Source organism: Deinococcus malanensis (genome assembly GCF_014647655.1).
Classification (GTDB): domain Bacteria; phylum Deinococcota; class Deinococci; order Deinococcales; family Deinococcaceae; genus Deinococcus; species Deinococcus malanensis.
In genome coordinates this window covers 1-24,102 of the sequence record NZ_BMPP01000022.1, presented here as the reverse complement: position 1 = coordinate 24,102, position 24,102 = coordinate 1, and the positions used below count along the sequence as shown (strand labels likewise).

22 protein-coding genes and 1 pseudogene are annotated in these 24,102 nt (G+C 65.9%); 10 read left to right on the top strand and 13 right to left on the bottom strand.

Annotated features, from left to right (window positions below):
• Positions 1-43 precede the first annotated feature (43 nt).
• From IEY49_RS18620 to IEY49_RS18600, 5 genes are all read right to left on the bottom strand, one after another.
• Complete coding sequence (locus IEY49_RS18620; RefSeq protein ID WP_189011533.1) at positions 44-1,537, bottom strand: dihydrolipoamide acetyltransferase family protein; 1,494 nt, start codon at positions 1,535-1,537, stop codon at positions 44-46.
• Positions 1,538-1,566: 29 nt separating this feature from the next.
• Complete coding sequence (locus IEY49_RS18615) at positions 1,567-1,800, bottom strand: hypothetical protein (protein WP_189011531.1); 234 nt, start codon at positions 1,798-1,800, stop codon at positions 1,567-1,569.
• A 28-nt stretch (positions 1,801-1,828) separates the two neighbouring features.
• On the bottom strand, positions 1,829-2,848 hold the full coding sequence (locus tag IEY49_RS18610; RefSeq protein WP_189011529.1) for an alpha-ketoacid dehydrogenase subunit beta: 1,020 nt from the start codon (positions 2,846-2,848) through the stop codon (positions 1,829-1,831).
• Positions 2,845-3,963 (bottom strand): thiamine pyrophosphate-dependent dehydrogenase E1 component subunit alpha, encoded by a 1,119-nt coding sequence (locus tag IEY49_RS18605; protein WP_189011527.1) that lies wholly within the window; start codon positions 3,961-3,963, stop codon positions 2,845-2,847. The genes IEY49_RS18610 and IEY49_RS18605 overlap by 4 nt, the downstream gene beginning before the upstream one ends.
• 185 nt (positions 3,964-4,148) lie before the next feature.
• Positions 4,149-5,750 (bottom strand): aminotransferase class V-fold PLP-dependent enzyme, encoded by a 1,602-nt coding sequence (locus IEY49_RS18600; RefSeq protein WP_189011525.1) that lies wholly within the window; start codon positions 5,748-5,750, stop codon positions 4,149-4,151.
• Between the two features lie 96 nt (positions 5,751-5,846).
• On the opposite strand from IEY49_RS18600, the gene mnmG reads away from it, so the two are divergent.
• The 5 genes from mnmG to parB all read left to right on the top strand — a co-directional run bounded on the left by mnmG (position 5,847) and on the right by parB (position 10,394).
• Positions 5,847-7,652, top strand: a complete 1,806-nt coding sequence (mnmG, locus tag IEY49_RS18595) for a tRNA uridine-5-carboxymethylaminomethyl(34) synthesis enzyme MnmG (protein WP_189011523.1) — start codon at positions 5,847-5,849, stop codon at positions 7,650-7,652.
• A gap of 101 nt (positions 7,653-7,753) precedes the next feature.
• Positions 7,754-8,074: a hypothetical protein gene (locus IEY49_RS18590; protein ID WP_189011522.1), complete on the top strand. Its 321-nt coding sequence runs from the start codon at positions 7,754-7,756 to the stop codon at positions 8,072-8,074.
• Entirely contained in the window at positions 8,071-8,805 is a 735-nt protein-coding gene (gene rsmG / locus IEY49_RS18585) for a 16S rRNA (guanine(527)-N(7))-methyltransferase RsmG (protein WP_189011519.1), read from the top strand. Before IEY49_RS18590 ends, rsmG begins: the two co-directional genes overlap by 4 nt.
• A gap of 10 nt (positions 8,806-8,815) precedes the next feature.
• A complete protein-coding gene (locus tag IEY49_RS18580) occupies positions 8,816-9,565 on the top strand; it encodes a ParA family protein (RefSeq protein ID WP_189011517.1) in 750 nt (249 codons plus the stop codon).
• Entirely contained in the window at positions 9,549-10,394 is an 846-nt protein-coding gene (parB, locus tag IEY49_RS18575) for a ParB/RepB/Spo0J family partition protein ParB (RefSeq protein WP_189011515.1), read from the top strand. The genes IEY49_RS18580 and parB overlap by 17 nt, the downstream gene beginning before the upstream one ends.
• A gap of 67 nt (positions 10,395-10,461) precedes the next feature.
• Here the strand turns inward: parB and IEY49_RS18570 are convergent, their stop codons facing one another.
• Positions 10,462-11,835 carry a VanW family protein gene (locus tag IEY49_RS18570; RefSeq protein WP_189011513.1) on the bottom strand — a complete coding sequence of 458 codons (1,374 nt, stop codon included), beginning with the start codon at positions 11,833-11,835 and terminating at the stop codon, positions 10,462-10,464.
• A gap of 380 nt (positions 11,836-12,215) precedes the next feature.
• On the opposite strand from IEY49_RS18570, the gene IEY49_RS18565 reads away from it, so the two are divergent.
• Positions 12,216-12,704 carry a hypothetical protein gene (locus IEY49_RS18565; RefSeq protein ID WP_189011511.1) on the top strand — a complete coding sequence of 163 codons (489 nt, stop codon included), beginning with the start codon at positions 12,216-12,218 and terminating at the stop codon, positions 12,702-12,704.
• Positions 12,705-13,022: 318 nt separating this feature from the next.
• Here the strand turns inward: IEY49_RS18565 and IEY49_RS18560 are convergent, their stop codons facing one another.
• Together IEY49_RS18560 and IEY49_RS18555 are read right to left on the bottom strand one after the other, a co-directional pair.
• A complete protein-coding gene (locus IEY49_RS18560; protein ID WP_189011509.1) occupies positions 13,023-14,024 on the bottom strand; it encodes a YpdA family putative bacillithiol disulfide reductase in 1,002 nt (333 codons plus the stop codon).
• Positions 14,025-14,083: 59 nt separating this feature from the next.
• Entirely contained in the window at positions 14,084-15,373 is a 1,290-nt protein-coding gene (locus tag IEY49_RS18555; protein ID WP_229780906.1) for a metallophosphoesterase, read from the bottom strand.
• A gap of 142 nt (positions 15,374-15,515) precedes the next feature.
• Between IEY49_RS18555 and IEY49_RS18550 the strand changes: the two genes are divergently transcribed.
• From IEY49_RS18550 to IEY49_RS18540, 3 genes are all read left to right on the top strand, one after another.
• The gene (locus IEY49_RS18550) at positions 15,516-17,510 is read left to right on the top strand and encodes an elongation factor G (RefSeq protein WP_189011507.1); all 1,995 of its coding nucleotides are present in this window, start codon (positions 15,516-15,518) and stop codon (positions 17,508-17,510) included.
• An 82-nt stretch (positions 17,511-17,592) separates the two neighbouring features.
• Positions 17,593-17,880 (top strand): VOC family protein, encoded by a 288-nt coding sequence (locus IEY49_RS18545; RefSeq protein ID WP_229780905.1) that lies wholly within the window; start codon positions 17,593-17,595, stop codon positions 17,878-17,880.
• Between the two features lie 147 nt (positions 17,881-18,027).
• A complete protein-coding gene (locus tag IEY49_RS18540; protein WP_189011506.1) occupies positions 18,028-18,885 on the top strand; it encodes a metalloenzyme domain protein in 858 nt (285 codons plus the stop codon).
• A gap of 324 nt (positions 18,886-19,209) precedes the next feature.
• On the opposite strand, the gene IEY49_RS18535 is transcribed toward IEY49_RS18540, so the two are convergent.
• Together IEY49_RS18535 and IEY49_RS18530 are read right to left on the bottom strand one after the other, a co-directional pair.
• Positions 19,210-19,833: a phosphoribosylanthranilate isomerase gene (locus IEY49_RS18535; protein ID WP_189011504.1), complete on the bottom strand. Its 624-nt coding sequence runs from the start codon at positions 19,831-19,833 to the stop codon at positions 19,210-19,212.
• Positions 19,830-20,072, bottom strand: coding sequence for a hypothetical protein (locus tag IEY49_RS18530; protein ID WP_189011502.1), 243 nt, complete (start codon positions 20,070-20,072; stop codon positions 19,830-19,832). The genes IEY49_RS18535 and IEY49_RS18530 overlap by 4 nt, the downstream gene beginning before the upstream one ends.
• 69 nt (positions 20,073-20,141) lie before the next feature.
• Here IEY49_RS18530 and IEY49_RS18525 point away from each other — a divergent pair, with 69 nt between their 5' ends.
• On the top strand, positions 20,142-21,476 hold the full coding sequence (locus tag IEY49_RS18525) for a phosphotransferase (protein WP_189011500.1): 1,335 nt from the start codon (positions 20,142-20,144) through the stop codon (positions 21,474-21,476).
• On the opposite strand, the gene IEY49_RS18520 is transcribed toward IEY49_RS18525, so the two are convergent.
• The 3 genes and pseudogenes from IEY49_RS18520 to IEY49_RS18510 form a co-directional block, all read right to left on the bottom strand.
• Positions 21,419-22,090, bottom strand: a complete 672-nt coding sequence (locus IEY49_RS18520; RefSeq protein WP_189011498.1) for an ArsR/SmtB family transcription factor — start codon at positions 22,088-22,090, stop codon at positions 21,419-21,421. The two genes, IEY49_RS18525 and IEY49_RS18520, sit on opposite strands and share 58 nt — an antisense overlap.
• Complete coding sequence (locus IEY49_RS18515) at positions 22,077-23,144, bottom strand: serine hydrolase domain-containing protein (RefSeq protein ID WP_189011496.1); 1,068 nt, start codon at positions 23,142-23,144, stop codon at positions 22,077-22,079. Before IEY49_RS18515 ends, IEY49_RS18520 begins: the two co-directional genes overlap by 14 nt.
• A gap of 275 nt (positions 23,145-23,419) precedes the next feature.
• Positions 23,420-24,102 (bottom strand): annotated as a pseudogene (locus IEY49_RS18510) (ATP-dependent zinc metalloprotease FtsH); the annotation flags it as partial.

Here is a 24,102-nt window from a genome sequence, read left to right as displayed (position 1 = left end):
GGGCTCCGGCCGTGACTGAATCTGGTCACGGCCGGAGCCCGCTTCACATCGCTTCGAGCATCAGTCGATCAGGGTTTTCCAGCAGGCGGATCACTTCCTTGCAGAAGCGGGCCGCTTCGGCGCCGTCCACCAGACGGTGGTCGAACGACAGGCTGAGGTACATCATGTGCGCAACCACAATGTTGTCGTGCTCGTCCACGATGGGGCGCTTGACGATGCTGTGAATTCCCAGGATCGCAGCGTCGGGCACGTTGATGATCGGGAAGCTGAACAGCGCTCCGATGGAGCCGATGTTGGTGATGCTGAAGGTACTCCCTGCCAGTTCGTCAGGCTGTAGCTTGCCGGCCTGAGCACGCCCGGCCAGATCCACGACTTCACGGGCCAACTCGAAGACACTCTTGCGGTTAACGTCCTTAAGCACCGGCACGGTCAGCCCGGCCTCGGTGGCCACGGCCATGCCCATGTTGTAATAGCGCTTCTGCACGATTTCCTGGGTCGCCTCGTCGAAGGAGGTGTTCAGGCTGGGATATTTGCGCAGTGCCACGGCCACGGCCTTGAAGATGAACGGCAGGTACGACAGCTTCACGTCGGCGGCTTTGGCCTCATCCTTGACGCGGTTGCGGAACTCGACCAGGCGGGTCAGGTTGACCTCGTCCACGGTCAACGTCCGCACGGTGTACAGGTGCGAGGCGACCATCTGGTTGCTGATGGCCCGGCGCATCCCGCGCAGCGGAACACGGTCTTCCAGGTGTTCGTAGCCCTTGGGCGTGCGGTACTGCACTGGAGGGACTGAAAGACCGCCCTGGGCCGCTTTGCTGGAAGCCGGCGCGGGCTGCGCAGCTGGCGCAGGCTGGGGGGCAGGAGTTGGTGCGCTCACAGCCATCGTGGGCGCAGCCTGCCCCTGCGCCTGGGCCAGCACGTCCGAGACACGGATGCGGCCATTGGGCCCGCTGCCCTGGACCCGGCCCAGCTCCAGACCGAGTTCGCGGGCCAGCTGCCGGGCGGCCGGCACGGCCAGGACCCGGCCGTCGTTGCGGATCGGCTGAACGGCGACCTGTGCAGCCGGGCTACGACCTCCCAGCCCCTGGACCTTGACCTGCTCGTCCGAGGCGAAGGCCTTGAACAGGCTGCTCGAATCGTCATCGGCCTTGGGCAGATGGCCCGCCTCTACGATGCTGCCGCCCATCTGCTCGCGGTCTTCCTGCGCTTGGGTGGGCAGCTGGACACTGGCGGTTGCCGGGCTCTCTGCCGTCTCCTGAATGGCCTGCATGGGACTGGGAGCCGAGGAACCGGCAACGCCGCCTGCCTCGTCGATCAGGGCAATGGCGGCGTGCACCGCCACCACATCGCCTTCATTGGCCAGACGCTGGCTCAGCACGCCCGCCACCGGGCTGGGGAGTTCCACGGTGACCTTGTCGGTCATGACCTCGCACAGCGGCTGTTCCAGGGCGATGGTGTCACCCTCCTGGACCAGCCATTTCAGGATTTCGCCCTCGACGACACTTTCGGCGAGTTCGGGCAGCAGCACTTCTTTCATGACAACCTCTCTTGATAAGGAAAAAACATTCAGCGCAGCAGCAGTGCGCGCAGCACGCCGTAGGCCGCCAACAGCAGTCCCAGGACCTGAATCCAGCGCTCGCCCTGGGCGTACCAGTAGGCCACGGCCCCCAGCAGCACGAACAGCGCGCCGATACACAGGCTCTGCCAGGGTTCAGCCAGTTTGCCGATCAGCCCATAGACTCCGAAGCCGATCATCAGGCCCAGTGTGCCCAGCAGGGGACGCCACAATTCCGGCTTCATGGGCCCCTTCCGGGCTGCTGGGCAGGCATCAGTAATTCAGGGCCTGCACGCAGGCGCGCACGATCCGGTTGGGACCAGGCAAGAAGACCTTGTCCTGCACATAGGGATAGGGCGTATCGAAACCGGCCACCTGACCCACCGGAGCCGTCAGGTAGTCGAAGGCCTGCTCCTGAATGGTGTAGGCGACCTCGCCCATGAAGTTCCCGATGCGCGGGGCCTCGCTGACCAGCACGGCGCGGCCGGTCTTCTGGACGCTGGTGAGCACGCGGTCCTTGTCCCACGGCACCAGGCTGCGCAGGTCGATAACCTCCACGCTGACGCCTTCGGCGCCCAGGGCGTCGGCTGCTTTTTCCAGGTCGGGCATCACACCACCGTAACCGATCAGGCTCAGATCGTTGCCCTCGCGGCGGATGGAGGCCTCTCCAAATTTGACCATAAAGTCATGAGTCGGCACCTCGCCCTTGGAAGCGCGGTAGAGGCGCTTGGGCTCGAAGTAGATGACCGGGTCCTCGCCACGGATGGCGGTCTTGAGCAGCCCCTTGGCGTCGTAAGGAGTGCTGGGCATGACCACCTTGAGGCCCGGCGTGTGGGTGTAGTACGCCTCGGGGCTCTGGCTGTGGTGGTGCCCACCCTTGACTCCGCCACCCGAGGGCGTGCGGATGACCATGGGCGCCGTGAACTGCCCGCCGCTGCGGTAACGGATCTTGGCCGCCTGGGAAATGATCTGGTCGAAACCGGGGCCCATATAGTCGGCGAACTGAATTTCGGCGACCGGGCGCATGCCACGTACGGCCATGCCGACCGCCGCACCGACGATGCTGGCTTCACTCAGCGGCGTGTCGAACACGCGGTGCTTGCCGAAGGTGGCCTGCAGGCCGGCGGTGGCCATGAATACCCCACCGCGTGCGCCTACATCTTCGCCGAACACCACGACGCGCTCGTCGCGCTCCAGTTCCTCGTGCAGGGCCTCGGTCACCGCCTGAATCAGGTTGATGGTCCGGGTCTCCCCTCCCCCGCTGGGGACGCTGCGTTGCTGCGTGGCGGTCATGCGCGCACCTCCTGACCGGTTTCCTGCTCGGCACGCAGGAGGGCCTCCTGGTCACGCAGGTGACCGGGCATGTCGGCATACACATCCTCGAAGATAATCCGCCAGTCAGGCTGTCCGGTGGCCTCGGCCTGAATTACCTGCTCGTCGACCTCGCGGTGGGTCTGGGCAATCATCTGGGCGCGTTCCTCGGCGCTGATCGGGTGACCCAGGTGCTCAAGGAGCTTTTCCAGGCGGACGATCGGGTCGCGGCCGAGCCATTCCTCGACTTCCTCGCGGGTGCGGTAATGCTTCTCGGCGTCCGCGTCTGCGTTGCTGTGCGAGCCCACCCGGTACGTCAGGCATTCCACCAGCGCAGGCCCGTTTCCGGAGCGCACCCACTCGGCGGCGTGCGCACAGACTTCCATGACGGCCACGATGTCGTTGCCGTCAACGTAGAAACCGGGCATGCCGTAGGCCTTGGCCTTGATGTGGATGTTCTCACTGGCCGTCTGGGCCTTGAGGTTGGTGCTGATGGCCCACTGGTTGTTCTCACACACGAACAGGGCCGGGGCCTGATGGGCGCCTGCCATGTTCATGCCGGCGTGCCAGTCGCCTTCACTGGTCGCGCCGTCACCAAAGGTGCAGACCGTGATCTCGTCCACACCCAGGTACTTCTGGGCCATGGCGTTGCCGGCAGCCGGCGGCACCTGCGAGGCGATGCTGCTGGAAATGGACACGAAGTTCTGACGCCTGGCTGCAAAGTGGTGAGGCATCTGCCGGCCGCGGCTGGGGTCGCTGTTGGTGCCCAGGCACTGACTGATCAGCTCGAACATGGGCACGCCCATCGCCAGACCCAGGGTGTGATCCCGGTAGTACGGCCAGACCCAGTCGTGGCCCACGCGGATGGAGCGAGCCAGTCCCACCTGGGTGGCTTCCATCCCGCTGGACTGGGCGTAGAAGGTGGTCCGGCCCTGGCGCAGCAGGGTGATGAGTTTGCGGTCGAATTCGCGCGCACGCAGCATCAGTTCGTGCAGCTCGCGCAGCACCTGCGGCGTGAAGCGTTCCGGCAGTTCGCGGACCGGCACACCGCTTTCCGACACCCACTGGATGGGTTCAGCTGTGAAAGGTTGAATCATGACGGGGAAAGCCTCCTCGGCCATGACGGGGGAAGGCTTATGGGGCGCGCCCACCGTCAGGAGTTGTCTATCTAACGTTCGTTAGGCATTCTAAGCCATGCCCAGGAAACGCGGCGGTAAGGCGTGTCGGGGGGGCACTGCCTCGCCGTCCACCATGTGGAGACATGGGGGGTGGTAAGACAGTGTCAATGTGCGAAGAACACGAGGTCGGCGGGGACCTGCGGCGGAAGGGCGCGGGGCTCTCCCCTCTCACGCAGTCCGCTGGCGAGGTGACGCGCTTCGGCGAGGTAAGTCTGGTAAGGCACCTCTCCGGTCTCGCTTAGGGGCCGGCCTTCTCCAAACAGATCCAGCGGAGCCTCGTCGCTGGCATGGGTCCACGCGCCGGTCTGCCAGTTGAAGTCGTACAGGGGCAGGAAGCGCTCGCCATATTCCGCAATGAACTCGACGGCAGAGAGCAGAAAACTGACCTCCTCGTCCGTGGCCCAGGGCGCCAGATTCAGCCGGGTCCAGCCGGGCTTGATTCCTTCCAGATCTCCCAGGATGCACTGGAAGTAGCGCTCGCTATGCTCCTCGTCAATGTTCAGCAGGGCGTGCCCGTAAGGCCCCGCGCAGGCACAGCCTCCCCGGGCCTGAATGCCGAACAGGTCATTGAGGAGCCGGACCACCAGCCTGGGATGCAGGTAGGTCCCCTGCTCAGTCCTGAGCAGGAAGGAAAGAAACGCCAGGCGCGCAGAGTCCGGGTTGCCCAGAACCTGGATACGCGGGTTGGTTCCAAGCTGAGCCAGAGCGCGACCGAAGAGTTCGTGTTCGCGCCGGGTCAGCTGCTCTACCCCCAGCTCTTCTCTGATCCGGAAGGCCAGTGCCGTGCGGATCTTGCCCAGAATGGCCGGGGTGCCGGCATCCTCGCGGGCTTCGATATCGTCGATGTAGGCGTGTCGCTGCCGGCTGACATAACGGACCGTGCCGCCTCCGGCGGTGCTGGGGACCGGCAACTGGTAAAGATGCTGCTGGAAGCACAGCACTCCGGGCGTCCCCGGGCCACCTACAAACTTGTGCGGGCTGAGAAAGACAGCGTCATAGCCGTCCCTAGCCCCAGGTTTCATGTCGATCTTCACGTAAGGCCCGCTGGCTGCAAAGTCAAAGAAGGCGTACGCCCCGTTGGCGTGCAGGAGCCTTGCGACGCTGCGTGTATCGGTCAGCAGACCGGTGACGTTGCTGGCCGCGCTGAACGAACCGATTTTAGGGCGCCGGGCGTAGGCAGGCGCCTTGAGGAGGCTGCGCAGGGCGTCAAGGTCGAGGCCACCCCGGGGACACAGCGGCACCTCGATCACCTCGGCCAGGGTTTCGCGCCAGCTGACCTCGTTGCTGTGGTGCTCGTAGGGTCCGACAAACACGACAGGACGCTCGTGTGCCGGCAATGTGGCAAGGACCGCGTCGCGGTGGACGGCCGGAACACTGAGGCCCAGGATGTCCTGCAACCGCCGCACGGCGGCTGTGCTGCCGGATCCGCAGAACAGGAGCTTGCAGCTCTCGTCTCCCCCCAACTGGCTCTTGATGTACGCCTGGGCCTGATGGGTCAAATGGGTGCTGTGAGCACCGGTGGCACTGTCTTCGGTGTGGGTGTTGGCATACAGCGGCAGCGCCAGGCTGGCGATCCGCTCCTCGACGCTGCGCAGGGCCCGGCCCGAGGCCACGTAGTCTGCGTAGGTCACGCGCCGCGTTCCGAACGGTGTGCGGATGGCCGCGTCCCCGCCGATCAGGTCGGCCCGTAAACTCGCAAAGTCCATAAGCCCAGTGTAGTGGGCCCTATGCTGCCTTGCTGCGCCGTCCGGGAACGACGGTCACCCTTGTGTGACGTGCCGCCCGGTACACTGCCGCCTGAGATGAGTGGCTGGAATGTGATTGTGATCGGTGGTGGACACGCTGGCCTGGAGGCGGCGTGGGCCGCAGCGAAGTTCGACCGGGTGGCGCTGCTGATCGGCAACCCCGCCACGGTTGGAAGAATGCCCTGCAACCCGGCCGTAGGAGGCCCAGGCAAAAGCCAGCTGGTGTTCGAGGTGCAGGCACTGGGCGGTCTGATGGGCCGGCTGGCCGATGAGACCGCTATTCATACGCGGGTTCTGAACGCCAGCAAGGGTCCGGCAGTTCAGTCCCTGAGGGTGCAGAACGAACGCGACGCCTACGCTGAACGCGCACAGGATGTCATTTTTGGACATGTGGGCATAGAGATCGTTCGTGGTGAGGCGGCCGATCTCGAGTCCGACGGGCGGGGCGGCTGGCTGGTGGTCACCACCGACGGACGACGACTCGCCGCACGGAGCGTGGTTGTCGCTGCTGGAACGTTCATGCGTGGGGTGACCTGGTATGGGCGGCATTCGCGCCCGGAAGGACGGCAGGGCGAGCCACCCTCCCGTTTTCTGTCGGCGCCTCTGGCCCGCGCCGGGCACGTCCTGAAGCGCTTCAAAACCGGCACCCCGCCCCGGGTGCGGGCTGACGCCGTGAATTTTTCTGAGCTGCTGGAAATCCCGGCCGATCCGCAGCCGCGGGGCTTTACCGGCCGTCCGGGCCCACGTGCGACAGAGTCGCCCACCTGGCAGACCCACACGACCCCGGAGACCCACCGGCTGATTCAGGCGAACCTGCACGAGTCCCCGATGTACGCGGGCGATATCGAGGGCCTGGGACCACGCTATTGCCCCAGCATTGAGGACAAGGTCGTGCGGTTTGCCCACCATGACCGGCACCTGTTGTTTGTAGAGCCTGACGGCGTGCAGACCAGTGAGGTATATCTGCAGGGCTTCAGCTCATCGCTGCCGCCGCATCTGCAGGATCAGCTGGTCCGGACGCTTCCAGGGTTTGAACAGGCAGTGATCCAGCGCTACGCCTACGCTGTGGAGTATGACGTGGTGGATTCGACCGAGCTGACGCTCAACCTGGAATCGCGTTACCTGCCCGGTGTGTTTACGGCGGGGCAGATCAACGGAACAAGTGGATACGAGGAAGCCGCGGTCCAGGGCCTGGTGGCGGGCATGGCAGCCGCCCGGCGCTCGCTGGGCCTGGAGGAGCGGACCATCGGGCGCGAAACCGGATATCTGGGGGTGCTGCTCGATGACCTGGTGCTCAAGGGCAGCGATGAGCCCTACCGCATGATGACCAGCCGGGTGGAGCACCGCCTGCTGGTGCGGCAGGACAATGCCGACGAGCGCCTGACGCCGCTGGGCCTGCACCTTGGTGTGGTCACCGCAGCTGAAGCTGCAAGGGTTGAAGAAAAGTACAGCCGGGTCCAGTCGGGGCTGGAGGCGCTGGAACGTCAGAGGGTGCAGGGACACACTGGCGATGCATGGCTGCGCCGTCCCGAGTTCGCGCTGGCGGATATCGAAGCATTGGGAATCGTGCTTCCTGCTCTTGAGGCAGAGGAACGCGAGGCCCTCGAGATCCGGGTGAAGTACACAGGGTACATCGAACGGGCCCGGCGGCAGTTGCAGTCCGAAGCCCATGCCCGCCGGCTGAGCCTGGAAGGGGTGGACTTTGCTGCCATCGCGGCCCTGTCCAACGAAGCCCGCGAGAAGCTGACGCGTCACCAGCCTCAGACGGTGGACCAGGCAGCCCGAATTTCAGGAGTGCGCCACGCCGACATTGGTGTGCTGCTGGTGCACCTGAGACAGCACCGTGTTTCACGGGAAACCTGACGGTGAAACAAGTGAGACGCGCTGAGGTTATTCGGCGCGTCTTCGCTTGACGGCCCCTTCGTTTCACGGGAAACTTGACGGTGAAACAAGGGGGCAAGGATTTGGCGACTTTTGAACAGGGCCTCCTGCTTGGGGTCTTGATTGGAGAAGGACATTTTGGCGGGGACGGCAAGCAGCCCCAAGTCACGGTGCGCATGCACACCAGACACGCCGGGCTATTCAGCACCCTGCTTGATCTGTGCCCAGGGTCCAAGCTGTACGGACCCTATGAACACGGGGGCCGCAGCTACTACCAGTGGATGGTCCGCGGGAAGGTGTTGCGGGAACAATTGGTCCCACAGTTGGACGCCCTGCCGCTGCAGAGCATCGACGACCATGTTTACGAGCGATATATGGAAATGAAGCAGAGGTACCACCTGTGAACCCTGAAGCTGCCGACCTTCTGCGCTGCGGCGCGCAAGAACTTGGAATTGATGTTGAGCCGGCCCTGGACCGTTTCGCGGCTCTGCTTGCTCTTTTGCAAGAAGGAAACGCCCGGTTTAACCTCACCGCCCTGAAGACCGAGCCGGACATCGTGCTGAAGCACTTCGTGGACTCCCTGACATGTTTCGGGGGAGGGCATCTGGAAGGGGCCCATCAGGTGGTTGACCTGGGCACGGGGGCTGGATTCCCCACCCTGCCGCTGGCCATCATGCGAGCGGACCTGATGTTTACGCCGGTGGATTCCACCCGCAAGAAGGTGGAATTCGTGCGTGCGACAGCCGAAGCGCTGGGACTGCACAATGTCCGCCCTCTGGCCGGACGCGCCGAAACCTTGACCCGGCAGCCCAAGCACCGTGACCGCTATGACCGGGTGGTGGTTCGTGCGGTCGCAGCCCTGCCTGTACTGGCGGAACTGGCCTTGCCATTCCTGCGGCCTGGGGGACTCCTGGTGGCCCAGAAAGGCCCGATCAGCCCGGAGGAATTGCGGGCCGGACAGCGGGCAGCCGGGGAATTGGGCGGCCGGGTCATCGAGGTTGAGGCCTTCAGCCTGCCGGTGCTTGGAGACGCTAGGACCCTCGTGGTGATGGAGAAACTGCGCGATACCCCCAGCAAATACCCGCGCCGGGAAGGCGTGCCCAATCAACAGCCGCTATTCTGGAGCGCGAAGTGAGACAACAACCATGAAGGTGCTTGGGGTCGTAAACCAGAAAGGTGGCGTGGGCAAAACCACCACGGCCGTCAACCTCGCGGCCTATCTCGCCGCTGGCGGAAAAAAGGTTCTGCTGCTCGACATGGACCCGCAGGGCAACGCCACCAGCGGCCTGGGACTGCGCGGCGCTGAGCAGGGTCTGTACGAGGCGCTGGGCGAACCGGCACGAGCGGGTGAGTTCACCATGCCGACGTCTCAGGACGGGCTCTCAGTGCTGCCGTCCACGCCAGATCTGGCCGGTGCCGGAGTCGAGCTGGCCGACGATCCGGACGCCCTGACCCGGCTGCTGGCCAGCGTCAGCGGGTACGATCTGGTCCTGATTGACGCTCCACCCAGCCTGGGTCCGCTGACCGTTAACGTTCTGGCCGCAGTGGACGCCTTGCTGATTCCCCTACAGGCCGAGTACTACGCGCTGGAGGGCCTAGCGGGCCTGATGGAAACTGTCGAGCGGGTTCAGGGCGGACTCAACCCGCGCCTGAAGGTTCTGGGCGTGGTGCTGACCATGTTCGACGGCCGGACCAATCTGGCGCAGGAAGTCGAGACCATGGTGCGCGGGCACTTCGGTGAGCTGGTGTTCTGGTCGGTGGTGCCGCGCAACGTCCGGTTGTCCGAGGCCCCCAGCTTTTCCAAGCCCATTAACGTGTTTGCCCCGCTGTCGAGCGGCGCGGCAGCCTACAAGCGACTGGCCGACGAGGTGATGCAGCGTGTCGAAAAAATCTAGTCTCGGCCGTGGTCTGGACGCACTGCTGGGAGCCAAGGCGGCGCCAGAGGCCGCGGGGGGATCACAGGTGCAGACCCTTAGCATCGGCCGGATTACCCAGGCGGCCTATCAGCCCAGGCAGGTCTTCGCCCCGGAGGCCCTGGCTGAGCTGGCCCAGAGCATCCGGGATAAGGGTGTGCTGCAGCCGCTGCTGGTGCGGCCGCGCGGTGACACTTTTGAGATTGTGGCCGGCGAGCGGCGCTGGCGGGCCAGCCAACTGGCCGGACTGACCGAGATTCCGGTTATCATCCGCGACCTGGCCGACCGCGAGGCGCTGGAAATCGCTATCGTGGAAAACCTGCAGCGTGAGGACCTGGGCCCACTGGAAGAGGCACGTGCCTATCAGGCCCTGATGGACCAGGGCCTGAACCAGGAGGGGGTGGCCCAGGCGGTGGGTAAGGGGCGCAGCACGGTGGCCAACGCCCTGCGTCTGCTTTCTCTGGACGGTGCCGCGCTGGGGGCACTTGACCGCGGACAGATCAGTGCCGGTCATGCGCGGGCCATTCTGGCCCAGCTGGAGAAAGACCGTGCCTGGGCGCTGGACCAGATCGTGTCCCGGGGGCTGAACGTGCGGGAGGCCGAGGCGCTCAAACGGGAGGCGCGGACCCCTGCACCCATCAAGGTCAACCCGCCGCGAACCTACCGGCAGGTGGAACTGGACCTGAGCCGCCGCACCGGCACCCGTGTGCGCATTACCGGTGAGGACAAGGGCCGCGTAGAACTCAATTACGGGTCCCGCGAGGAGCTTGAACGCATTCTGTCGTTGCTGGGATACGCGGCCGACGACTGAAAAACCGTCACTACCGAACCGCAGTAAGGGGAGAGGCACATACGCCTCTCCCCTCTGTTGTGTTCCTTCAGGACTTCGTGCCGACCAGGAAAATGTTGGGCCAGGGTCGATACTGACTGCGCAGCGTGTCCTGCTTGAACGCCTTGCCGTCACGCATGAATTTCCGGGTGACCTCAATGACGGCACCCGGCGCGGCCCAGTCCACCTGTTTGCGCTGACCGGCGCTGAGGGTCGCGTCCTGAATCAGCCGGTCCTTGGGCGAGGGAGTGGTGCTCAGGGTGCGCGGCGCAGCGACTTCCACGGTGTAGTCGCGGGCCTTGCCGAACACATGCACGCTCAGCCGGGATTCCTTGTCGTCCCAGTCTGCCTGGAACCACAGGGCGCCGCCTGTGTCGTTGGCAAAGCGCAGGTCCTGACTGGGCTGGTAGATGGTGGCGTCCAGGCCCTGGGGATCGTAGTAGTGCACCTGATAGGAGTGATTTCGCCGTTCCACCACCGGCAGTCCGGCCTTGTACAGCGTGCGGAAGACGGTGGTGCTGACCTGACAGATGCCGCCGCCCACGCCGCTGGCGGTACGCTCGCCGGCGATAACCAGTCCCGTGACGTAGCCGCTGCGGGTGCTGATCGGTCCAATCATCTGGCTGAAGGAAAACGTCTTGCCCTCAAACAGGCGGTCCTTGAAGCTGGCTGCGCCCACGTGGATGTTGGTCATGCGGGCTGCGCTGCTGCCGTAGTAGTTGGTTTCGCCGCTGCCCAGATGCGCGGTTATACCCCGCGAAGCAAAGTAGTCCAGCGTGCGATTGGGTGCCACCTGACCACTGATCACCACGGTGGCCTTGACGCCTTTCGGATTTTTCAGTGCAGTCAGGAGGCTCTGTCGTGTCTTGGCGGCGTCCACCTTCAGGCCGTTGCGCTGCACCAGGGCCCAGCCATCCCACTGCTCCTCGAAGCGCGCGTCCTGTGGCTGGGTGGGCAACCCCTTGATAAAGGCGGCGAGGTCGGCCTCCAGACTTGGGGTGATGACTCCACGCTGACGCAGCGCCGCAACGCGGCTCCCGGGGATAGTCAGGGTCCGAGTGAACGGCACCGTGGTCTTCTTGCCGTTGACCAGCGCCGGCCACTGGGCCTCCACGTTGATCAGCAGCGGCCCTGAGGGTTGGGGAGCGGGCCGGGCCGGGGTGACAGGCTTGGCAGGGGGGCCGGGTACAGGGTCAGCGGGAGCCGGGTCGGCAGGCGGGGGCTGGACCGGCGCCGGCTCCACGGGAGCGGGTTCAATGGGGGCAGGGTCAACAGGGGGCGCCGGGTCGGCAGGCGGAGGAGGGGTGGGTACAGGCTGGGGCGCTGGGGTCGCAGGGGGCAGTACCGGAATGCCCTGAGCAGCGACGTGTGCGCCCAGCAGCAGTGTTCCCAGCAGCAGGGCGCGGGAGAGGGCAGGAAGCATGCTGGGAGTATTTCATGCATGCCTTTGTGGTCCATGAATGCCCCCAGGCAGGGGAGAGGGCCGCAGTTCATTGCGTATAAAGGCCATGTACGTCTGTCGCGCCGGGGTGCCGAAAAGCGCGTGGCGAGTTGGAAGTGCATCACAGGGCGTGGTGTTGGGGGTCCTGTACACCCCTGGTCTAGAACCAGCCCCGACACTAAGAAGCAGTCTTTTTACATGGACGCCTCTTAATGCCTTTGGGGGACGGCACTGTTTAAACGTCACGGTGGCCTGAGGGTGTCTCGCCTCAAAGCTGGCTTTTCTCCGCCATACAGTAGACGCCTTTACGCATAGGACGGTGCACCTGCACATAGGACCAGCTGTTCAACAAGGAGGCTGACATGAATACCAATACCCTGGCCAAAGGTCTGGTTGCGGGTCTGGTCGGTGTGGCGGCAATGACCGCCGCCGAGAAGATCGAGCAGTTGTTCACTCGCCGCCCCAACTCCTATATCCCAGCCCACACAGCCGAACGCCTTTTCGGGCTGCCCCACCGCCCGGACGAGGAGCGGCTGTGGCTCAACTGGGCCATGCATTGGGGCCAGGGCATCCTGCTGGGCGTGGCGCGCGCCGCCATGGCCGAGCAGGGCCTGCGCGGTCCGGTGGGCTCATTCATGTACATGAACCTGCGGCTGCTCAACGACCAGACGCTTGAAAACGCCACCGGCGCCGGAGCTCCCCCATGGACCTGGCCGGTAGACGAGCAGGTGATCGACCTGCTGCACAAGGCCATTTACGCGTATGCGACTGGTGCCGTTGCTGACAGACTGATTCAGGGTCCACCCGGCATTCCTCAACCCCGCAGGCCCTGGGCCCTGAGGAACTCGTGAACTGGAAGACAGCCTGACGGGCAGCCTTCCGAGGGCCAGATTGCATGCGGGCTGCGGGTGGGCAGCGACCAGCGCCGGGCAGTGGTGCCGGTACCTGCTTTCGCAGGAGGGGGCAGCCTAGAGCACCAGGGGAAGGCACCGGGCTGCGACGGCTGTGGTCCCAGTATTGTCCAGCCCACCTCCTGCCGACTGCGCTACATGGTGGCCTGCAGGCTACCGCCGCCTGAGCTCCTGCGAGGTTTAGCCGCAGGGTTGGCTGCGTCGTCTTGGCCAGATCGGGTGGTCGGGCCAGCCATGGGGCCGGGTCGAGCGGCCGGTTCAGCCCTGCTGGAGGGCCCCGGCGCCCAGCTGGCGGACGATCTCGGCGACCGCGACATCGGCATGAAAGCGGCCGTTCTCGATGAACACCTGATTGGTCCTGCCGGCAAATCCGGCGCTGCCGGCCACGAACAGGCCAGGCACGCTGCTTTCGTAGTGGTCGCTAAGCACCAGACACTCGTCCGGATGCTGCGCAAGCCCCAGACCCGACAGGAAGGAGAGATCCGGCCGGTAGCCGGTCAGCGCAAAGGTGAAGTGGGTGGGGAGGTCCCAGGTGGTGCCGTCCTGGTCCTGCACGCGGACAAGATCGGGGTGGATTTCCACCACGCGGGAGTTGTAATGGGCGGTGATGCTGCCTTCCCGGATGCGGTTTTCCAGGTCCGGGCGCACCCAGTACTTGATGGTCGATTTCAGTTCCGGCGCCCGCACCACCATGGTGACGTTCGCGCCGCCGCGCCACAGGTCCAGCGCGGCGTCCGCGGCCGAGTTGCCGGCACCGATCACCGTGACGTTCAGGCCCATGAAGGGGTGCGCCTCGGTGTAGTAGTGGCTGACGTTGTCGCTGTCCTCGCCGGGAATACCCAGAGGCATGGGATTGTCGTAGTAGCCGGTGGCCACCACCACCCGGCGGGCTTCGACCACCCCGCTGTACCCGTCACGCTTCTCGACCTGCACCGTAAAGCCCGCCGGAGCCGCGTGGATTCCCGTGACCTCGGTGTACTGCTCGACATTCAGCGCCTCGCGCTGGGTCACCAGCCGGTAGTACATCAGGGCGTCACGCCGGTCGGGCTTGTCGTGCCCCGTCACCATCGGATGGTTGCCGATTTCCAGCTCCGGGGCAGTGGTGAAAAAGGTCATGTAGGTGGGGTACTCGAAAATGGCGTTGACCACGCAGCCCTTTTCCAGCACCACATAACTCAGGCCTGCACGCTTGCAGGCAATGGCTGCCGCCAGGCCCACCGGGCCCGCACCGATAATCGCAACATCTACCAGACCGCTCATGGGCTGCATTCTCTCAGGTGTCGATGCCTGCAAGGGTAAGGTCGTCCGGCCTGCGCACCTCAGCGGATCAGCAAGCCCGCGTCCAGCAGTGGGCGGCCCGGCACCGCGTACTGCTCCTGGGCCGGAACGCTGACGGTTTCCAGCTCCGGGTAGCGCAGGGCCGTGAGATAACCGCCGAACGCGCAGCCGGTATCGATGTTCACGGTACCGTTAAGCCAGCGGGGCGCCGTGACAGGCGTGTGGCCGTAGACCACCAGCGCGTCTCCCTGGTAATGGCGGGCCCAGTCTCGCCGAACCGGCAGTCCGGTTTCATCCACCCGGCCGTCGGTGTCACCGTACAGCGCAAAGCTGCGGACCCGGCCCGAGACCCGCCCGTGAAAGTGCTCGGGCAGACCGGCGTGCGCCACCACCAGCCGTCCCCCGTCGAGCAGCAGGTGGCTGGGCTGCCCCTGCACGAAAGCCCGCACCTCCGAGCGGAAGCCCTCGCCAGCCGCGTGCAGCTGCTTGAGCGTGACGTCCAGCCCATGCAGCGCCCGTACCGCCTTGCCGTTCAGGGCGCGCAGCAGCTTCTCCTCGTGGTTGCCGGGCAGACACAGGGCCGAGCCGGCCTGGACCATGTCCATGGCCAGCCTCAGCACCCCGGCACTGTCGGGACCACGGTCCACCAGATCGCCCAGAAACACGGCCCGGCGGCCCTCGGGTGGACTCATGCCCGACCCCGTTGCGCCGGGCCCGCTGGTGTAGCCCAGCCGCTCCAGCAGACTCCGCAGTTCCGGCAGGCAGCCGTGAACGTCCCCGATAATGTCGAAAGGACCCTCCAGGACGCGCCGGTCTGGCGCCAATGGCACGCGCCGCATCCTGACCTGCCTGACGTCCTGCACACTCCGCAGCACCCAGACCCGGCGGAAACCTTCTTTCTCCAGGCCGTGCAGGGTTCGGTGCAGCTCGGTCACTTCGGCCGCCAGCGCGGCCGGGTCACCTTCGGGTCCGAGACGCTGGGTCAGCAGCGCGCGTGGCAGGTCCAGCACCACCGCCACCGCCGCCACGTCGTGCTGCCGGGCCAGATCCAGCACACGCCGCCGGTCATGCGGGCGCACCAGTGGCGCGTCCACCACGGCAAGTTCTCCCTGGGCCAGCCGTGTGCTGGCCACCTGGAGCAGGGGAGCGAGCAGGTCGCCGTCCTGGGCGGAGTGTGCTGGCGGCGCGCTGGCCACTTCCTCCGGTTTGAAGTGCTGCGCGGCTAAGGTCGTTTTTCCGGCGCCGCGCGCCCCAATCAGGGCCACCAGGGCCAGGGCAGGCAGGCGCACCTGGCGGTGGTGTTCACGGGGCTGTTCTGAGGGGCCGGGCATGGTGCCGCCATGCTGCCATATCCGGCGCCCGGCTGGCCGTGCAGGGGACAAAGGGAGTATCTTCAGGGCACCCCAATTTGGCTCGGTCAGGCGTTCGTTCGGCCACCCTCTCCTCTCACTGCCCAGATCAGAGGTGATGCACATGCCCGTTCGTATTGTCAGTCTCGCGGCGCACAGCGGCGCCGGAAAAACCACGCTCAGTGAAGCCCTGCTGCACCGCAGCGGGGCCATTTCACGCGCCGGACGGGTCGAGGACGGCACGACCCAGAGCGACCACAGCGAGGAGGAACGTCAGCACGGCTTTTCGATCCGCACCGGTGTGCTGCGCCTGCAGCACCGGGACGTCAGCATCACCCTGCTGGACACGCCGGGCTTCGCGGATTTCGTGCGTGAGATCCGCGGCGGGATCCGTGCAGCCGACAATGTGCTGGTGGTGGTCAGTGCCACCGGTGGGGTAGAAGTGGGCACCGAGCGGGTCTGGACCACCGCCGACCGCTTCGGCATGCCGCGCATCGTGGTGCTCAGCAAGATGGACCGCGAGCGTGCGCATTTTGCCGCGACGCTGGCAGACATCCGCGCGACCCTGGGGGGGCCGACGGTGGCCGCCTACCTGCCCGACGGCGAGGGCCCCGATTTCCGTGGGTTGGTGGACGTGCTGGCCGACGAGGATCAGCTGCCGGACGGGCTGCGCAGCGCTGCGGCCGAGGCCCGCTCACTGCTGACGGACGCCATCGTGGAAACCGACGACGAACTGATGAACCGCTACCTGGAAGGCGAGGACATCGGGACCGAAGAACTGCGTGCCGCGTTCTACCGCGCCGTGCACGCCGGACAGCTGTACCCGGCCCTGCCGGTCAGCGCCACCACCGGCGTGGGCCTGGACGAACTGCTGGACCTGATGGTCCGCAGCCTGCGCAGCGCGGCTGAACGGGGAGACCTGACCGGTGTGGACGGTCAGACCCGCGCGCCCACCCCCGAGGCGCCCTTCAGCGCCCGGGTCTGGCGCGTCAGCATGGATCCGTACGTGGGCAAGGTGGCGCACGTACGGGTCTGGAGCGGCACCCTGCGCGCCGGTGACACGGTGCGCAACACCACCCGCGGCGTCGAACTGCGTCCCGCCCACCTGTATGTCGCCAGCGGCCGGGACCTGCAGGAGGTTCCTGAGCTCAGCGCCGGCATGATCGGCGTGCTGACCAAGAGCCCGGACCTGCACACCGGTGACACCCTGGCCGACCCGCAGCATCCCATCGAATACGATCCGATGGAACTGCCCGACGTCGTGTACACGGTGGCCCTGCACCCCCAGACCCGCCAGGACGAGGACCGTCTGGGAGACGCGCTGACCAAGCTGCTGGAAGAAGACCCCACGCTGCACTACAGCCGCGAACCACAGACCGGCGAAATGCTTCTGGGCGGCATGGGCGAGATGCACACCACCATCGCGGTGGAAAAGCTGGCGGCCCTGGGGGTCAGGGTCAGCACCACCCCGCCGCAGATTCCGTATCGCGAAACCATCCGCGCCACCGCGCAGGCCCAGGGCCGGCACAAGAAGCAGTCAGGTGGGCACGGCCAGTTCGGAGACTGCGTGGTGCGGGTGCAGCCGGGAAGCGGCTACCACTTCGGCAGCGCGGTGGTGGGCGGGGCCATTCCGGGCAAATACCTGCCCAGTATCGAAAAAGGGGTGCAGGATGCCCTGGTCAAGGGGAGCCTGGGCGGTTTTCCGGTGCAGGACGTGCATGTCACCGTGCTGGACGGCAGCTACCACGAGGTGGACAGCAGCGATCTGGCCTTCCGCATGGCCGGAGCCCTGGCCGTGCGCAACGCCCTGGAGCAGGCCAGGCCCGTGCTGCTGGAGCCCGTCATGCTGCTGCGGGTCCGGGCACCGGCGTCCTTTACCGGCGACCTGATGAGCGACCTGCAGACCCGCCGCGCCCGGGTCCAGGGCATGGAACCCGAAGGCAGCGTCTTTACCATCAGTGCCGTGGTGCCGCAGTCGGAATTGCAGACCTACAACGCCGACCTGCGCAGCCTGACCGGGGACCGCGGCGCCTATTCGGTCAAACCCTTCGGCTACCAGGAGGTCCCCGAGCATCTGTCCAAGAAAGTAATTGAGGAACGCCGCGCGGCGCAGGCGTGAAGTGCGATGGGGGTCTGGGATGAAACCATCTGAGCCCTCATCTGCCGGGACGGTCGTTCTTGGCAGTCAGTAGGGTGTGGCCATGCGACTGAACTACGTGAGCTTTGTCGTCACGGATATGTCGGCGGCCCTGGCTTTCTACCGGACTCTGGGGCTCCCTGTGCCCGCCGATGCTGACTTCACCCAGGGCCACGTGGAAATCGAGGCCGGTGGTCTGCGCATAGCCTGGGAAACCGAGGCGCTGCTGCGTCAGCTCAATCCGGAGTGGAGCCCACCCTCTGGCAGTGGCCGGGTCGCGGTGGCGGTGCAGGCCGACGACCCGGCGGGGGTGGATGACGCCGTAAGCCGTGTCCGGGCTGCCGGATACTAGGTGACCGCCGAGCCCTTCAATGCGCCCTGGGGGCAGCGCTATGCCAGCGTATGCGACCCTGACGGCACCGTGGTGGACGTGTTCGCCTGGCTGCCTCACTGAGCACCGGTATGCTGCGACCGTGAGGCTTGCGGCGAGGAACAGCAGGTGAAGGTGTGGATCGCGCTCGATGGCGTGGGTCACCCCCTCGACGCTCCCGCTGGCAGCGCCTGGGAACAGGACCTGCCGGCCCTGCGCCCGCTGGTGGACCGTGGCGCCGCTCTGGACGCCACCCTGGGCATAGCCGGCCAGCCGCAGTCCGGGACCGGGCAGTGCTGCTGGCTGACCGGACAGGATGCGGTGCGCATCATGGGCGAGCACTTCGGGCCTCATCCGGGGCCTACTCTTCAGCGCCTGCTGACCCGGCATAGCCTGCCCGTGCGCCTGACCCAGGCCGGGGCACGTGTGGCCCTGACCAACCACTATGCCCCGGCGTTTTTCGAGGCGCAGCGTCGGCGCGCCCGGCTGGGCTGTTTTCCCTTCTCGTTTCAGGCTGCAGGTCTGCCCCTGAATCCCTCCGGACTGCCGCTGGTGTCGGCCTCATTGGGCCTGGACTACCGTGCGCCCTGGCTGGAACAGACCCTGAGCCTCACTGACGTGCTGACTCTGGGCACCGCGCTTGGCCGCTGCGCCCGGGACTGGGATCTGCTGGTGCTGGACCTGTGGTTCAGTGACCTGCTGGGGCACGCCGGCCGCGACCCCACGCCGGGCGAGGTGACACGGGCTGCCCGGAGCTATCTGGTCCGGGTTGACGCCCTGCTGACGGGCCTCCTGAGCAGCGGAGCAGAGGTGGTCTTGAGCAGTGATCACGGCAACATGGAGAACCTGCGGGTCAAGGCCCACACCCTGGCCCGGGTGCCCCTGGCAGCTTCTTTTACGGCCGTGAGCGGTCCTGGGACTGTGGTACACGGCGGACAGTGGCTGAGCGCCTGGGCGGGTCTCCCCGAGGCAGACCGGGAAGGCTGACCTGGAGCGCAGCAGACCGTTCTGTCCTGGAATCTCCAGCGCTGGAGGCAGCCCCGGAGTGAGGAAGGCAGCTTAAAAGAGCTGCATCATCTGGTCCTGCTCACTCAGCGCTCCCGCCACCGCCGAAGAAGCAGACGCAGAACGGTGAACGGCCCACACGACTCAAAGTTATCCACAGAGTTATCCACAGGGCTTGTGGACAAGCTGTGGATAAGGGGTTCAGCGACAGGAAAAGTCGGTAAGGAAAACCCTGTGTGGAACGTCATGGAAGCGGGATTCGCTTGGCCGCATCATGCTTCGGAAAGTTATCCACAGGAGGCCGTTTCACTGTGGATAACTTTGCCCGGCGGCCTGTTTTGCCGCTCTCACAAAGGCCCGCACGGCATCCGGATTCTTGACTCCGGGCTGAACTTCCAGGCGGCTGACTGCGTCCACCCCGGCGGGTCCCAGCACCCGGATGGCCTCCGCCACGTTCTGGGGCCCGAGCCCACCGGCGAGCCAGGCACCTGCCGGAAACTGCGTCCGCAGTCCGGCCCAGTCCAGGGGCTGACCGCCCCCAGGCTCCGGCGCGTCCAGCATCAGCGTTACGCGGCCGCGGCCTCTCCACACGCCTTGCTCCTGCGCCAGATCAGCGGGGCGCAACACACGCAGAACGGGATAATACGCAGCCAGCTGCTCCAGGTAAAGACTTGACACCGGGCCGTGAATCTGCACTGCCGAGACCCGCGCCGCTTCCGAGAGCCGCAGGACCTCGTCCAGGCCCTGATTGAGGAAGACACCCACCCGCGCCACGGCGGGGCCCACGCTCAGCCCGGCCTCGCGGGCGACCCCGGCCGTGACCAGCCGCCGGCTGACCGGCGCGAAGATAAACCCCAGGGCGTCGGCGCCGGCCTCGGCACTCAGCAGCGCGTCGTGCACACTGGTGGTGCCGCACACCTTAACCTTCACGGCTGGGCCGCCTGCGCTTCCAGGGCCGAGACCCGCGCTTCGAGCTCGCGGTTGCGGCGCAGCAGGGCCAGCAGCAGCAGGGCGTAGTGGTCGTACAGCTTGGGCCGTTCCATGCGAAGTTCTCCGGCCATCCAGCCGGAAAGCAGACGCTCGGCCTCACGCAGGACCTCCTCGTCAGGTACGTCGCGATAGGAGCGTTCTCCCAGGATCTCGCGCGCGAAATTCAGTTCACGGTCCATGTCGCCTATTGTGCCGCCCCGCCACCTGGCCGATGCGCCGTGGTCAGCCCGGCTGACATGCTGGAAGACATGATCCGGCGCCAGACCCGCCTTCACCTGCTGTGCGTGCACCCGGATGGGCAGCGCTTCGCCCGCCAGAGCGTGAGCGTCGATCTGGCCACCTACTACGGCGAGAACGTGCTGGAAGCTGCACCCCCTGCCTGGAAGGCACAGCTGGGGCGGCGGCTGAGCTTTGCCAGTCAGGGAGAGGTGAACGGTGTGCGCCACAGTGAAACGACCTGGCTGCTGCACGCTACCGGGGCCATGTCCTGGCAGGCACTCGGCGCAGCACCCGAGCAGGTTCAGGTGGAAGTGCGTGCGGCTGCCAGGCCTAACCGCACGCCGTGGTTTCATCCCGACTGGCAGCGGCAGGCAGCAGCCTGGATAAGCGAGCAGCTGCAGAGGCGTGGACTGAGGCAGGTGGCTGCGCCGCGTGTGCTCAAGCACTGGCAGATCAGCCTGCTGTGGCAGGTACCGACCTGCAGCGGCCCCGTGTATTTCAAGGCGGTTCCGGAGCACTTTCGGCACGAGGTTCCGGTCACGGTCCAGCTGGCCGGGAAGGTGCCGGGCGCGGCCCCACCAGTCCTGGCCTGTGACCCTGAACAGGGCTTTTTGCTGATGGCCGATGCCGGTGCCCCGCTGGAGCCGGACCTGAAGGCCGTCATGCTTCATCTGGCCGGTGTTCAGCAGGCGAGCGTGACACTGATCCCTGAGCTGAACCTGCCCGATCATGGCCCGGCACATATCGCCTCCCGCCTGGACCACCTGCTCAGCGACGAGGTGCTGATGGTAGGTGAATCTGGCGGACTGACCTGTGATGAGGCACATCTTCTGCGGGCGGCGCGGCCAGGTCTGGAAGCCGCCCTGAGCCGCCTGGAAGCCAGCAGCCTGCCACGCACGCTGGGGCACGCAGACCTGCACGGGGGCAATGTTGTGTGCGGCCCCGGTGGCCTGACGTTTCTGGACTGGTCGGACGCCAGCCTCACCCACCCGTTCCTGGACGCGCAGCCTGAGTATTTCTTCCCGACCGGCCACGCGCCGGATCCGGCAGAACTGGCCTGCGCCACCGAAGCCTACCTTCGTTGCTGGACCGACCATGCTTCCCTGGGCGAATTGCGGGCCCTGCATGCCGACGCGCTGCGGGCTGCTGAACTGCTGCGCGCGCTGGGGTATGTGGACGGTATTCAGCCTTTCATGGACGACCCCGCGGAGTGGCGTGGAGCACACCTGCTGCACCTGCGCCAGCTGTTGACTGGCGCACCTGAAGCTCCGGGTGATCTCCGCCCTGCCCACCGGGAGGGGCGGGGCTACCTGTCCACCTCCGGGTCAGGAGGCAGCGGCGCCAGAGCCAGGCGCACCAGATAGGGAGCCCCGTCCGTCCCCGAGGCAGCCCGGGAATGACGCGCCAGAACTTCCAGCAGTTCGCGCTGCAGCGCTTTGGCCTGGGTATGTGTGAGCGGGCGCGTTTTCAGGGTGTAGTCCAGCACGGCCGGCTCATGTGGACTCAGGGAATGCCAGGGCTCCTGTCCGCTGACCGTGTCATAGCCGTACACGCCCTCGCCCTCGCGGTACAGCAGCATGCCCCAGCCCTCCTCGGAGTGGGCGCGGCGCATCACCTCCAGCATGGCTGTCTGAAACTGCTTTTCGTGCGTATGCCGTTCCTGCACCAGCACTTCAAGCAGGTCCACGGCGGGCGTGGCCGTGTAAGGCACGAACAGGCGGGCGCCGACTGAACGGTAGATCTTTACGGGCCGCCCCCGCCGGGGTTCCTCGCGAACGGCGTGCAACAGGCCAAGCCGGACCATCTGCTTCACGCGGTACAGCGTGGCGTTTGTGTCCTCCCCGAGTTCTGCCGCTGCGCGCGCCACGGTGCACTCGCGGTCCAGAAACGGTTCGAGGAACCTTCGGCAGCAGGGGTTTACCAGGAAGGCCGCGGCCCTGGCGTCCGTGATGGTGACCGGGCTCTCAGGTGCCGACACGCGCCCCCGTGAACCTGCCAACAAGATGACTGAGTGCCGCGCGGGTTCCGGCATCCGCGCTTCCGCCCGCGGCATTCGTGACAGCCACGAAAGCGTGCCCTTCATCGGGCAGCACGACGATCAGTGCCAGGAAGGTCTCGGCGCTTCCCGAGTGGGTGCTGGCCTGCCTGCCACGGTAGGTGCTCACACCCCAGCCCAGCCCGGACTGACCGCCGGGCAGGAACGGCGCGTGAATCCGGCGGTAACTGTCCTGGTCAAGCAGGCGGCCGCTGCCCAGCAAGCCGCGGAGGTGTTCACGCGCGAACACCGCGAAATCCAGGATGCTCATGTACACGTCACCGGCAGGGCCAATCCCAGGGTGCAGCTGGTAGGTGCCGTTCGGATCGTGCGGGGTCCACGCACCGTCTACCCACTGGTGCCCCCACGGTTCGGCGGTATGGGTTCGCCCTGGCCAGCCGAAGCCTGCGCTGGGCAGTTCCAGCGGGGCGAAGAGCCGCTCATGCATCAGCTCCTCCCAGGTGCGTCCTGTAATACGCTCGGCAACGACCGCGGCCACCCCCACGCCGGCGTTGGAGTACAGGTATGTACCGGGCAGTACGGCAGGTTCCTGCTTCAGCGCCCAGCGTGCAAACGTGTCGCGTTGCTGCGCCTGGGAGCCACGTGGCTCCGGAGCGGCAAGGAACTGATGGTCCTCGTCGAAAGGTGGAAGCCCCGCGTAGTGGGCAAGAAGGTAGGCCAGCGTCGCGTCGTGATAAGCCTCATGTATCTCGCCTGGCGGAAAAACGTCCGCGAGGCGCAGATCCCACTGCAGCCGGTCCGGAATGAGGGTGGCCAGCATGCTGGCAGTCATGGGCTTCGTGCACGAGCCAAGGTGCAGCCGGTCATGCACGGTCACCTTTGCCTGCCGGTCGGTGCGCTGCTGGCCTGTGGCTCCGGCCAGGACAGGGCCGTCCACAGGGGAGACAGCCCATGCCAGCCCAGGCAGGCGGTACTCCTGCGAGATCGCAGTAAGGTCGGTGGCAAGATCTGGTGGCGTGGTGAACTGGTGAGACATAACTCAGCTTGAGTTCCACTCTAGGTGACGCGAAAGGGAAGGATTCATCTAGAGAGGGAACCTCGGTCCAGGGCTTAGACGTGGCCGAAAGACAGTACCCGCAGAGCCCGCTTGCTACAACGCTGGGAGATGAACCCGGGGTATCTACACTGGAAGAACATCAAGGCGTCGTTCTGAGAGTCCTGCAACGAGCAGCAGCGGGCTGCATATGGGTTCGCGACTTTTGAAGGTCTGTTCAGCGGCAGCCTGTATATGGCCCATCACCGGGAGCCGGCTCAGATGGGATCGGGCGCCAGGTTGCCGGGCAGTGGGGTTTCCATGCCTGTGCCTGCCGGTTCGGTTGTCGGCTGATCCAGTGGAGGCAGGGTGCCGCCTTCCAGCACCGTCTGCACGTCCTCTCCACTGAGGCTTTCGCGGATCACCAGTTCATCGGTGAGGCGGTTGAGCACATGGACGTTCTCGGTCAGCAAGGTCAGGGCCCGCTTGTACTGCTCGTTCAGCAGCCGGGAGACTTCTTCATCGATCTGCTGGGCGGTCTGGTCGCTGTAAGCGGCGGGTTGTGGGCCGTAGCCCAGGTAGCCGGCGCTTTCCTGTGCCAGGGCGATCTGGCCGACATCGCTCATGCCCCATTCGGTAACCATCCGCCGGGCCAGCCCGGTCGCCTGCTGAAAGTCGTTGGCGGCGCCGGTCGTGACCTGTCCGGTGGCCACCTGCTCGGCGGCGTGGCCGGCCAGCGCCACACACAGCCGGTCCAGCAGCGCCGAGCGGGTGTGGTGCATGCGGTCCTCCGGGGTATACAGCGCCGAGCCCAGACTGCGTCCACGTGGAACGACCGTCAGCTTGTGCACCTTGTCGGCGTACGGGAGGAGTTGAGCAGCGAGGGCGTGACCGACCTCGTGGTAGGCGGTGACCTTGCGGTCGGCTTCCCGGACCACCAGGCTGCGCCGTTCGGGGCCCA